Source organism: Dehalococcoides mccartyi, assembly GCF_001889305.1.
GTDB classification, from domain to species: domain Bacteria; phylum Chloroflexota; class Dehalococcoidia; order Dehalococcoidales; family Dehalococcoidaceae; genus Dehalococcoides; species Dehalococcoides mccartyi_A.
Genome location: NZ_CP013074.1, coordinates 832,034 through 844,344 on the forward strand (window position 1 = coordinate 832,034; position 12,311 = coordinate 844,344).

General features: G+C 46.5%; 12 protein-coding genes and 1 tRNA gene. All 13 read left to right on the top strand.

Annotation, left to right across the window (positions count from 1 at the left end; genetic code table 11):
- Window positions 1-76: 76 nt before the first annotated feature.
- The 13 genes from ASJ33_RS04500 to ASJ33_RS04560 all read left to right on the top strand — a co-directional run bounded on the left by ASJ33_RS04500 (window position 77) and on the right by ASJ33_RS04560 (window position 12,310).
- Window positions 77-151 (top strand) — tRNA-Gly (locus ASJ33_RS04500).
- 25 nt (window positions 152-176) lie between these two features.
- Window positions 177-392 (top strand): hypothetical protein, encoded by a 216-nt coding sequence (locus ASJ33_RS04505; protein WP_023652318.1) that lies wholly within the window; start codon window positions 177-179, stop codon window positions 390-392.
- 45 nt (window positions 393-437) lie between these two features.
- Complete coding sequence (locus ASJ33_RS04510; RefSeq protein WP_012882047.1) at window positions 438-653, top strand: hypothetical protein; 216 nt, start codon at window positions 438-440, stop codon at window positions 651-653.
- 287 nt (window positions 654-940) lie between these two features.
- A complete protein-coding gene (locus ASJ33_RS04515) occupies window positions 941-2,164 on the top strand; it encodes an ABC transporter permease (RefSeq protein WP_041330890.1) in 1,224 nt (407 codons plus the stop codon).
- A gap of 1 nt (window position 2,165) precedes the next feature.
- Window positions 2,166-2,876, top strand: coding sequence for an ABC transporter ATP-binding protein (locus ASJ33_RS04520; RefSeq protein WP_023652320.1), 711 nt, complete (start codon window positions 2,166-2,168; stop codon window positions 2,874-2,876).
- 12 nt (window positions 2,877-2,888) lie between these two features.
- A complete protein-coding gene (gene hemW, locus ASJ33_RS04525) occupies window positions 2,889-4,025 on the top strand; it encodes a radical SAM family heme chaperone HemW (protein ID WP_023652321.1) in 1,137 nt (378 codons plus the stop codon).
- Between the two features lie 61 nt (window positions 4,026-4,086).
- Complete coding sequence (gene lepA / locus ASJ33_RS04530; protein WP_012882050.1) at window positions 4,087-5,904, top strand: translation elongation factor 4; 1,818 nt, start codon at window positions 4,087-4,089, stop codon at window positions 5,902-5,904.
- Window positions 5,905-6,043: 139 nt separating this feature from the next.
- Window positions 6,044-7,990, top strand: a complete 1,947-nt coding sequence (locus tag ASJ33_RS04535; RefSeq protein ID WP_041330893.1) for an NADH-quinone oxidoreductase subunit L — start codon at window positions 6,044-6,046, stop codon at window positions 7,988-7,990.
- Window positions 7,987-8,835, top strand: a complete 849-nt coding sequence (locus ASJ33_RS04540; protein ID WP_041330895.1) for an NADH-quinone oxidoreductase subunit H — start codon at window positions 7,987-7,989, stop codon at window positions 8,833-8,835. Before ASJ33_RS04535 ends, ASJ33_RS04540 begins: the two co-directional genes overlap by 4 nt.
- Entirely contained in the window at window positions 8,836-9,303 is a 468-nt protein-coding gene (locus tag ASJ33_RS04545) for an NADH-quinone oxidoreductase subunit B family protein (protein ID WP_012882053.1), read from the top strand. It begins immediately after the preceding gene.
- On the top strand, window positions 9,296-9,781 hold the full coding sequence (gene nuoE / locus ASJ33_RS04550) for an NADH-quinone oxidoreductase subunit NuoE (protein ID WP_023652324.1): 486 nt from the start codon (window positions 9,296-9,298) through the stop codon (window positions 9,779-9,781). The genes ASJ33_RS04545 and nuoE overlap by 8 nt, the downstream gene beginning before the upstream one ends.
- A 13-nt stretch (window positions 9,782-9,794) precedes the next feature.
- Window positions 9,795-11,717 (top strand): NADH-ubiquinone oxidoreductase-F iron-sulfur binding region domain-containing protein, encoded by a 1,923-nt coding sequence (locus tag ASJ33_RS04555; protein WP_041330897.1) that lies wholly within the window; start codon window positions 9,795-9,797, stop codon window positions 11,715-11,717.
- Window positions 11,717-12,310, top strand: a complete 594-nt coding sequence (locus ASJ33_RS04560) for a 2Fe-2S iron-sulfur cluster-binding protein (RefSeq protein WP_041330901.1) — start codon at window positions 11,717-11,719, stop codon at window positions 12,308-12,310. Before ASJ33_RS04555 ends, ASJ33_RS04560 begins: the two co-directional genes overlap by 1 nt.
- Window position 12,311: the final 1 nt, after the last annotated feature.

The window sequence follows — 12,311 nt, forward strand, 5'->3', positions numbered from 1 at the left end:
GTACGGCTAAACAGGCTGGAAAGCTGCCAAGCCCTTTACTATTCGGCCGAATTGCTCTAAAATAGCCTCAAAACTTGCGGGTGTAACTCAGCGGTAGAGTGCTTGCTTCCCAAGCAAGACGTCGCGGGTTCGAATCCCGTCACCCGCTCCATAACAAATTTAGAAAGAGGTGCTGCGTGGGAACTGCAATTGATTACCAAAAGCAAATGACCGAAATCGTGTATGTGAACCTGCCAGGGCCTGAAGAACCTCAACCAGGCATGACAGGTGGAGAACTCCTCCATGGTTTTTTGGCTGAACTCAACAGGGCTCCTTCGGCTGAAACGAGGGCTTTTGTAAGCACTTTAGCCGCCAAGTGGAATATTCATTACCGCAACAGCAGCGGTCGCTAATATCCCCCCGCACTTATCCCGTCAAGGGGGTAAAAGAGGTGCATCATGGGTGTAGCAATTGAATACCAGAAAGTTATGACCGAGATTGTGTACATTAACCTTCCCGGTCCCGAAGAGCCTATGCCCGGTATGACAGGCGGAGAACTCCTCCATGGTTTCTTGGCGGAGCTTAACCGTGCAGTTTCACCTGAAAGCCGGGCATATGTAGCTTCATTGGCTGCCAAGTGGAATATCCATTACCGTAATTCCTCTTCCAAATAAATCCGTTTGTGATTATATAGTAGCTTCGGTAAGCATCTGTGACGCGATGCACCGCGGTATCTTGTCTTGCCAACCAGGCACTCCTCCGCATAAGCCGCAGATATTATTTCCCGTTTTTTGTTAGCCGCTTTACTCAAGCAATATTTACGTGCTTGCCCATACACTTCTCAGTTACCACTCAGTAACTATTTGTATTTTGCTGCAACTGGTGTGAATTGCAATAAAAATGATTGACAAAAACAGTTTTCTGAAATAATCTTTTTTAAACAGCCAACAGGTGAGCTTATTTGAAAGAGATTTTGCATTACGCCTGGATAGAAATTATCCGCCGTCCTGCCCGCAGCATTGGCAATATGCTGGGCTACAGCTTGGCACTAGCCATTGTCGTAGTATTGTTTTCAGTGCTCAGTTTTTCTCAGGACGCCTCTACTGCGGTACTTAATTCTACCGGTACTCATTTCATAACTTATCTCCCCCAGTGCAACACCGAAGCCTGTGCTGTAGACCTGAAAGATCCGCTTCACGAAGGTTTTATAGCCAACAATACTCCGGCAAAAGTAATTTCAGCTGATATTGTCAGCCAGATAACGGCGCTTGATACCGTCAAAGATGCCTCGGCTTTTATTCTGTTCCGTTTTTACGACGAAGCCACCGCTAAATACACTCTGGTAGCAGGTTTTGACCCTCTTAATGGCACGGCAGTTAAAACTAACTGCTGTGCCGCCGGGGATATTATCCAGGGCGAATTCCTTACCTCAACTGATACCGGGCTGGTCATGCTTGAGGAATCCTTTGCTCTGGCTGAAAACCTTCCGGTAGGTTTCCGGCTGGATATAGGCGGACAGAGCTTTCAGGTGGGGGGAATTATAAATGCGGGCATACGCCCCGGCAAAGCTGATGTCTATATGCCTATAAACGAGCTTCGCACTCTTATAAATACCCGCCTTAATACTGCTCTGCCATCAGATGCAACCAACATTATACTGGTGGAATCTGCCGGTGCAGATGTACATTACCATGCTATAAATCAGGTAGAAGAAATAATGGGTGACCGTAGTCTGGTTTCCACTTATGCCTGTTCCAAACCAGCTTCAACCGCCATGGGCATAGGTGAAAATGGCATCTGGCTGATTTCAGGTATTTTGCTTATAAGCGTAATTGCTTTAGCCTTGAAATCTGAATATTCGGCGGTACTGGAACGGCGGCGGGATATTGGTATCTTAAAAGCCATAGGCCTTAACAACAGCACTATTGTCTGGCAGATAACAGCCCAATCAGTTATACAGGCACTTATCGGAGCCGGAGCAGGTATTTTGCTGGGTATTATACTTATATACACTGTGCCGTTTGCCAGTCTCAGCGGAATTGTCAGCCAGGATACGCTGGGGATTGACTGGACGGTCACGCTGAGCGCTTTCGGTCTGGCCATAGCGGGCGGAATAATAGCCGGGATAATCCCCGCCGTAAGCGAAGCCTCAATGCGCCCGGCTGAAAGCCTGAGGGGGCTCTAGAATGAAAAGGTCCAGCCTGGAAGCCATAAATCTTCACCGTTCTTTCCGGAAAGGTGTCCAATCCATACCCGTTTTACGGGATATCAATCTGAGGGTTGAGCCGGGTGAAGTGGTGGTTATCCGCGGCAAGAGCGGGGCAGGTAAGTCCGTTCTCCTCTGGATATTATCCGGTTTAGACAATCCGGATTCAGGAAAGGTGCTTTTTGACGGGCGGGAATTAAATACACTTAGCAATTCGCAACGCTCTGAACTCCGCCGAAGCCGCCTGGGCATTATTTTCCAGAATTTTAATCTGATTGGTTCGTGGAATACATATGAAAACGTGGCAATCGCCTTACGTAATTCAGCGCTTTCAACGCTTGAAAAATCAGAGCGGATTCACCGTATTTTAGCGGATTTGGGACTATCAGACAGGCTTCAAAATCTGCCCTCAGAGCTAAGCATCGGGCAGCAGCAAAGGGTGGCTATTGCCCGGACAATGGCCGCCAAACCCGAAATAATACTGGCAGATGAGCCCACCGGTGATGTAGACCCCGAAACAGGGGCTGAAATAATAGAGATGCTGCTTTCACCTGTAAAAGCAGGTAAAGCCGGGTTGGTAGTAGCTACCCACGGCAATTTCCCGCTAGCGGTTGCTACCAGGGTATATACTCTAAGCGATGGTGTTTTAATACCGTTTGAACCTTCTACTGCCCCCGCTGCTCAATCCTGATATAATATTCTTATGACTGAAAACAGCCTTGCTTTGTATATGCATTTCCCTTTTTGCCTTAAAAAATGCGGATACTGCTCGTTTGTTTCTTATACAAATAAGCTTGAGCACATACCTGATTATGTAAACTGCCTGAAGAAAGAAATAAAGCTGCGGACAGATGGGCTTTGCTTCCACAGCCTGTATTTTGGCGGGGGCACACCCAGTCTTTTATCACCGGCGCAGATAGCAGATATCATATCCGGTATAAAGACTTCTGCCCGGATTTTACCCGATGCGGAAGTTACCTTAGAAGCAAATCCGGGTACTCTTACCCTGCAGTATCTTGAACAAATAAACCGCCTTGGCATAAACCGCTTGAGCTTGGGTATCCAAAGTTTTTCAGATGTAGAACTGGCAGTGCTGGGGCGTTTGCATAATACCACCCAGGCACAGGATGTATACAAAAAAGCCCGAGCCGCCGGTTTTGACAATATAAACCTTGACCTTATTTATGGCCTGCCCCATTCTACTCCTCTTTCTTTTAAGACCAATCTCAATGAAGTGCTGAAACTGGCACCGGAGCATATTTCACTCTATGGTCTGACTTTGGAGGAAGACACCCCTATGTATCTGCAGGTACAAAAAGGGTTATTGCCCTTTATGGATTCTGAAATTGCCGCTGACCAGTATCAGCTGGCTGAAGAAATGCTGGATAATGCCGGATACCGTCATTATGAGATATCCAACTGGGCTAAACCGGGATACCAAAGCCTCCATAACCTCACCTACTGGCAAAACAGGCCATATCTGGGTTTGGGTGTAGCAGGGCATTCATTTTTTCAAAATTGCCGTACAGCTAATGATATAAATCTTGATGAGTATTTATTCTGCTGGCAGAATAATTGTCCTCCTAAGCCATCTGAAAATATATATGTAGACTTGGCTAATCAGCTGGCGGAAACTATCATACTGGGTCTTCGGTTGGACAACGGGGTAAGTGCCGAATATGTGGAAAACCGTTTCGGCCCGTGCGTTATGGATGTGTATTATCCCCAGATTCAGGAATGTGTTGAGCTTGGGCTCTTGGAAGAACATGACAGATGTATCCGCTTGACACCTAGAGGCCGTTTGCTTTCTAACGAGGTTTTCTGGCGTTTCTTGCCTTAAAGATTAAAATACGCTAATTTATATATTCAGCAATCACAAGCATATAGTTAAAGTTGGTGATATGAGTCAATCCAGTGTAAGAAATTTCTGCATTATTGCCCATATAGATCACGGCAAGTCCACTCTGGCTGACCGTTTGATAGAGATGACCGGTACTCTTCGGCGTGACGAAATGTGCGAACAGGTTATGGACAGTATGGAGCTTGAGCGTGAGCGCGGCATAACCATAAAAGCCAAGGCTATCCGTCTGCGTTATATCTCGAAGAACAATCAGGAATACCGCCTGAATCTTATAGACACTCCCGGACACGTGGATTTTTCTTATGAAGTTTCACGGACTATTGCCGCTTGTGAAGGGGCTATCCTTGTCATAGACGCAACTCAAGGCATTCAGGCCCAAACCCTGGCAAACGTTTACCTTGCAATAGAGTACAATCTGGAAATTATTCCGGTTATTAATAAAATCGACCTGCCCGGGGCTGATATCCCGCGGGTAATGGGTGAAATTAAAAGTGTATTGGGTTACGATGAAGATTCCGTAATCCAAATCAGTGCAAAATTGGGTTTGGGCGTACCGGAATTGCTGGAAGCTATTGTAACCAGAGTGCCTGCCCCCAAGGGTAATGCTAATCTGCCTCTGCGGGCGCTTATATTTGATTCACATTATGACCCATACAAAGGTGTGGTTGCCTATTTGCGGGTAGCCGACGGTAATATAAACAAGGGTGATGACCTGCGCCTGATGGGACAAGGCACAGAATTCAAAGTGCTTGAAGCCGGATATTTTGCCCCTGCCCAGGTAGCTGCTTTGAGGCTTGATGTAGGTGATGTAGGTTATATAGCCACCGGGCTTAAGTCTGTAGGTGAATGCCGAGTGGGTGATACAGTGACACTGCAGCATGGGGGTGCAACCCAGCCGCTTATTGGTTATCATCCGGCCAAAGCCATGGTCTTTGCCGGCATCTATCCCACCCAGACAGATGACTATCACGAACTGCGTGAAGCTATGGAAAAGCTAAGCCTGAATGATGCTTCACTATCTTCTGAACCGGAATCCAGCCCGCTTTTAGGTCACGGATTCCGCTGCGGTTTCTTGGGGCTGCTCCATCTGGATATAATAGTTGAAAGGCTGGAACGTGAATTTAACCTTTCACTGGTAGTAACCTCCCCCGGTGTCAGCCTGACAGTCACCCGTACCAGCGGTGAAGTCCTTACAGTCGTAAACCCAAATGAAATGCCTTTGCCACACGAAATAGCCCGTATTGAAGAGCCGTGGGTTTCGGTGGTGATTATAACCCCTTCAAAATATATCGGTACGGTTATGGATTTAGTCCGGGAAAATTACGGCGTTTATAAAAATACCGAGTATCTGGGGCAGCTGGCCATGAGTGAGCTTGGGCAGCGGGTACAGCTTCATTACGATATGCCTCTGCGCTCCATACTCACCACTTTTCATGACCAACTGAAAAGCCGCACTCAGGGTTATGCCTCATTGGACTACGAGTTTATCGGCTACCGCGATGCTCATCTTTCCAAGATAGACGTTCTGGTGAATGATGTACCGGTAGATGCTTTCAGCCGTATTATTCCTCCGGATAAAGCTCATGAAATAGGTGAAGCACTGGTAAAGAAGCTGAAGGAAATGATACCCAGACAGCTATATCAAGTCACTCTTCAGGCGGCTATCGGCAGTAAAATTGTGGCACGGGCTGACATATCTGCCAAACGCAAAGATGTAATTGCCAAGTGTTACGGCGGTGATATTACCCGTAAACGTAAACTTCTGGATAAACAGAAGGAAGGCAAGAAGAAAATGCGTCAAATTGGCAAAGTGGAAGTGCCAAAAGAAGCATTTTTAAGTGTCCTGAAACTTCAATAATTTGCTATTTTGCCTTGCCAAAGGGCAATTAGTGTGTTACAATACCGCCACTTAAGCTACTTTCGGGTATTCTATTGTCTTTTGTATACGTATGTTTTCGTGCCCGTAAGTAGACATTACTAAAAAGGAAGATTAGATTTTGGCCATTAGTCTTATTGCTATTGCCGTTCTCTTCCCCTTTGCAGCCGGCTTGATTTGTCTGTTTCTGAAAAACACCCTTCTCCGGTCTGGGCTTGTTGCCTCCTCTGCTATTGTGCTTATTTCCAGCTCTATTCTGTTGTTTTCACAGGGTGGTTTACCTATTGAATACAGTCCCGCCCACCAGTGGGATAGTATTATTTTGATATTGGACTATGTTTTGCTGGCGTTCTTCTTGTTTGTGGGCGTCAAAGATATTATTAAGAACGGTTGGAGTGCCAGAGGTATTCTAACTTCCGGTTTGGTGCTTTCACAGATAATCCTACTCGGTCTATTTGAGTTTGTTTGGGCACCTGCCGTTCCGCTTTCTTCAGAACCGGCTTTTTTTATTGATCAGCTCTCTATTATCATGTGCCTTATTATTTCCATTATCGGTTCGCTTATACTTCTTTACGCAATCAAATATATGAAAGATCATGAGCATCATCAGCATCTTGGCATCACCCGCCAGCCCCGTTTCTTTTTCTTTATGACCATACTGCTGGGTGCTATGAACGGCATTGTCTTTTCTGATAACCTTCTCTGGATATACTTTTTCTGGGAAATAACTACTTTATGTTGTTTTGCCCTGATCGGACATGAACAAACCAAAGAATCTATAAATAATGCGTTCCGGGCATTGTGGATGAATCTGATAGGCGGTCTAGGTTTTGTGCTGGCTATCATTTATGTCTTTACAAATTATGACAGCATCTCCCTGCAAGCCTTGATAACCAACCCGGCCATAGCCATGGCACCTCTTTTCTTCCTGTTTATAGCCGCTTTCACCAAAGCAGCCCAGGTACCGTTTCAAGGCTGGCTTTTGGGAGCAATGGTGGCACCGGTGCCTGTTTCTGCTTTACTTCACTCCTCCACCATGGTCAAAGCGGGCATTTACCTTTCTATCCGTTTGGCACCGTCTATTACCGATACTGCTTTGGCTACTTTAATTGCCCTGTTCGGGGCATTTACCTTTATGGTAACTGCCATTATGGCCATAAGCCAGCGTGAATCCAAGAAAGTTTTGGCCTACTCCACCATTTCAAACCTTGGGCTGATTATAATGTGCGTAGGTATAAATACTCCTTTGGCAATTACTGCTGCCATTGTGCTCACCATTTTTCATGCCATATCTAAAGCGCTGCTCTTTATGTGTGTAGGCGTTATAGACCACTCTATGGGCAGTCGAGACATTGAAGATATGGAAGGCCTGGTACGCCGTTATCCTTTGATAGCCGGCATAACAGTTGCCGGTATTCTCTCAATGATGCTGGTGCCTTTTGGTATGCTGCTGGGTAAATGGGCTGCCATAGAGGCTACTTCAGCTATGTCAGGGTTTATTTCGCCGCTGGTGTTCCTGCTGCTGGTTATAGGTTCGGCGGCTACTACCGTTTTCTGGGTGAAATGGCTGGGGCGTTTTTTCAGTGTAACACCTGGAATTGTGAAAATACGTTTTGAACGTTTTTCATTTTTATATCACAGCCCTTTACTGATGTTGCTGGCTTTTGCCGGAGTGTTCAGTATAGGGGTGATATCCTTCTATGAAAGCTTTATTTTACCGGCTGTAACTGCTTTCTATCCGAATGTCATTGACACTTCAAATGGATTTTTTGGAAGTGCCGCAGGTTTATTTACCGCCTGGCCGCTTTTTATCCTGCTGGCCATAGCCATTATACTGGTGCCGGTTTTATTTAAACCCAAAACTAAAAACCTCAGCACTGCCTATATGTGCGGTGAAAATGTAAGCACTTCAGCTGACAGCTTTTATTCTGTAGCTGATGGTGAAACTAAACTAAAGCTGGGGTCTATGTATCTTGACACCCAGTTTGCCAATTCCCATCTGGATACCGGGCTAAAAATAGTTGGCCTTTTGATACTGGTTAGTATGCTGGTAGTGGTGCTGATATGAACGAATGGTTGCTGGTTGCCCTAGCCCTGGTTTTGCCCCCGGTACTCGGCAGTTTGCTTCGCGGGTTTGACCGTATATTAACTGCCCGCATGCAGGGAAGATTCGGGCCGCCTTTGCTTCAGCCTATCTACGATACTATCAAGCTGCTTGCCAAACGCCGCATGATTACTGGCCGTATGCAGGCCGTTGGTTCTATAGGTTACCTGCTGTTTATCATGGCGGCTACAGTCATGTTTTTCCTCGGCCAAGACCTGCTGCTGATTGTACTGGTGCTGGGTGTGGCAGACGTATTTCTGGTTGTGGGTGCTTTTGCCACCCGTTCCCCGTACAGCCAGATTGGTGCCAACCGTGAGCTTCTGCAGATACTTTCTTATGAACCTATCTTGATTATAATGGCTATCGAGCTTTATGTTGCTAACGGCAGTTTCATGATTTCCGAAATAGACCAGCCCTTGCTGCCCTCATTGTGGCCCATATTGCTCACCCTGGTTCTGGTACTGGTTATTCTTATGCGTAAATCCCCGTTTGATATATCTTCTTCGGAACATGCCCATCAAGAACTGGTGAAAGGTGTATTTACCGAATATTCAGGCATTCACCTTGGGCTTATAGAAATTGCTCATATGTACGAACTGATACTGGTACTGGGATTTATCTCTCTCATGTGGCTTCCGGGTATTGTGCCCGGCGTTGCCCTGGCACTGGGTTGCTGGTTTTTGGTGCTGGTGATTGACAATATTACAGCCCGTCTTACCTGGTCGTCCATGCTCAAAATATCATGGATGTTCGGGCTGGGTTTGGCGTTGGTTAACCTTATCGGACTTTCAGTACTGGGAGGGGCATAATTGGATTTTGTTACAAAGTCCCAGATAAAATCACCTTGGCTGCTCCATTTTGATTGCGGCAGTTGCAATGGGTGTGATATTGAAATACTGGCCTGCCTTACCCCTATTTATGATGTTGAACGTTTCGGCATTGTAAACATGGGAAACCCCAAACACTCGGATGTACTTCTGGTAACCGGCCCCGCCAATAAACGTAATTACCGTGTTTTACAAAACTTGTATCAGCAAATGCCTGACCCAAAAGTAGTTATTGTTATAGGCACTTGCGGTTGCAGCGGCGGTGTTTTTCATAACTGTCCGAATATACTGGGCGGTGTAGATAAGGTAATACCTGTAGATGTTTATGTCCCCGGCTGTGCCGCCAGACCAGAAGCCATTATAGACGGTGTGGTTATGGGACTTGGCAAGCTGGCTGAGAAAAAAGCTAAAGCCAAAGCCGATGCCAAATGTGAGGAACAGCATGTGTAATTGTGAGACTAAAACACCTGAGGTTATTGACTTGTCCAAGCTGGACAATATCCTTGACGGTTACCGTGATAAAGCTGATATGCTTATTCAGGTGCTCTTAAAAATTCAAAAAGAATACAACTGGCTTCCCAAAGAGGCTTTGTATAAAGTAAGCCAAATCCTGAATGTACCTGTGAATAGGGTTTATCATGTAGCCACTTTCTATAAACTTTTCAGCGTAATACCCAAAGGCAAGCACAATGTAAGTGTCTGCGTGGGTACTGCTTGCCACGTATTTGGTGCACCCAAGATACTTGACCGCCTGGAGAAATCACTGGGTATAAAAGCCGGCGAAACTACTCCTGACCTTAAGTTCTCTCTTGAAACGGTAAACTGTCTGGGTTGCTGTGCTTTAGGGCCGGTTGTGGTGGTTGACGGCCATTATCATGGCAAGTTGCCTACCGCCGATGCTGAAAAAATATTGGCAGACTACGATTAGTTAGGAGCATATGATGCCAAGGCTAAATACTCCGGCTGAGCTGGAAATACTGCGAAAAAAACTGGTTGAAAAACAGTCTGCCAACCGTCTCTGCATAACGATATGTTGCGGCACCGGTTGTCGGGCATTGGGTTCGGTTAAACTGGTAGATGCTTTCCGGGCTGAGCTTGCCAAACAGGGCCTGGAAAGTTCAGTTGATATTAAAGAGACCGGCTGCCATGGTTTTTGTGAAAAAGGTTCGGTAGTTGTTATCTATCCCCAAAATATCTGCTATTTCCATGTAAAACCTGAAGACGCCGCAGACGTTGTTGCTAAAACAATAAAAACCGGCGAACTGGTAGACCATTTGCTTTACAAAGACCCTGCCAGCGGCGAAAGGCTGGTTTATCATCAGGATATCCCCTTTTACAAATATCAGGAACGGACTGTACTGGGCGATAACGAGCATATAAACCCCCAGAATATAGAGGATTATATCCAGCGGGGCGGTTATTCCGCCCTGGTTAAAACTCTTTTCCACATGACCCCTGAATCAGTACTGGACGAAGTGGACAAAGCTAACCTGCGGGGGCGCGGTGGCGGCGGTTTCCCGGCCGGTAAAAAGTGGCGAACTACCCGTGATGCCGCAGACCTTGTCAAATATGTACTAGTTAACTGTGACGAAGGTGATCCGGGGGCATTTATGGACCGTTCCATCATGGAGGGGAATCCCCACTGTGTATTGGAAGGTCTAGCTATCGGGGCTTTTGCAATCGGTGCAAAAGAAGGTTATATATATGTCCGTGCTGAATATCCTCTGGCGGTGGAAAACCTGTATGCTGCCATAAGGCAGGCAGAGGAGTATGGTCTGCTTGGTAAAAATATACTTGGCTCCGGCTTTGATTTTATTGTCAAAGTCCACGAAGGTGCAGGCGCTTTTGTTTCCGGCGAATCTTCGGCCCTAATGACTGCCATTGAAGGACGGGTCGGTGAACCCCGCCCCAAATATATCCGCACTGCTATCAAGGGGCTCTGGGATAAACCCTCAAATCTAAATAACGTGGAAACCTGGGCTAATGTCCCCCATATTATAAACAAAGGGGCGGAGTGGTTCAGGTCTATCGGTACCGAAGGCAGCAAAGGCACCAAAATATTTGCTTTGGTTGGCAAGGTTAACAATACCGGATTGGTAGAAGTGCCTATGGGTACTACCCTCCGGGACATTATATTTAAAATAGGCGGCGGTCTGCGTGACGGTAAAAAAATAAAAGCTGTACAGACAGGCGGTCCGTCAGGCGGCTGCATACCCGAAAACCTGCTGGATTCGCCTGTTGATTATGATGTGCTGAGTAAACTGGGTTCTATGGTAGGTTCAGGCGGGCTTATCATAATGGACGAAGAAACCTGCATGGTAGATATTGCCCGCTATTTTATAAACTTTCTTTCAGACGAATCCTGCGGAAAATGCCTGCCCTGCCGCGAAGGACTCCGCCAGCTGGTAGATATACTTACCCGTATTACCGAAGGCAAAGGCACTATGGCAGATATGGACACTCTGGAAGACCTGAGCGGGGTGATGAGTGAAGCCTGCCTGTGCGCTTTGGGACAGCAAGCCCCCAATCCTTTGCTGACCACCCTTAAATATTTCCGCCATGAATACATTGACCACATTAAAAACAAACACTGCGAAGCCGGTGTCTGCAAAGCCTTGCTTACTTTCTATATTGACCCTGACAAATGCAAAGCCTGCATGATTTGCGCCCGAAACTGCCCCACTGATGCCATCAAGGGCGGCAAAGGGCTTATTCATACTATAGAACAGGATAAATGCATCAAATGCGGTGCCTGTCTGGATACCTGCCCGGCCAAATTTGATGCGGTCAGGAAAATATCCGGCATACCTGTCCCACAAAATGTACCGTCTGAACCTATTCCTTTGAACCGGAAGGCAGAATAATGGAAGAAATCAAGCTTACCATAGATGGCAGGGAAATTACTGCTCAAAACGGGCAAACTGTTTTTCAGGCAGCGGCCGCAACTGGTATTCATATACCTTCGCTTTGCTTTCATGAGCAGCTTGAACCATACGGCGGATGCCGTGTATGCAGCGTGGAGGTAGTAACAGGCTCGCGCTCCAAGGTGGTAGCTTCGTGTGTTTATCCGGCATCAAACGGTCTGGTAGTAAATACCAATACCGAAAAAATACGCCATATCCGCAAGGTACTTATAGAGTTGCTGCTTACTAAAGCCCCCGCTTCAAAACCCATACGAGACCTGGCTGAAGAATATGGTGCGGATACCGCCCGCTTCAGTCATGATGCTTCTTTTTGTATACTCTGCGGCTTATGCGTGCGCTACTGTGCCGAGGTTAAAAAGGCCAATGCTTTGTGCTTTATCAGCCGGGGTACTCAGCGTGAAGTAACGTTTGTACCTGAAATTGCCAACCGTGAATGTGAAAAGTGCCAGCAATGTTTTGATATTTGTCCCACAAACTTTATCCGGGCTAATTTTGAAATGGCCAAAGCTCTCACTTTCGGGACTGAGGAATAGT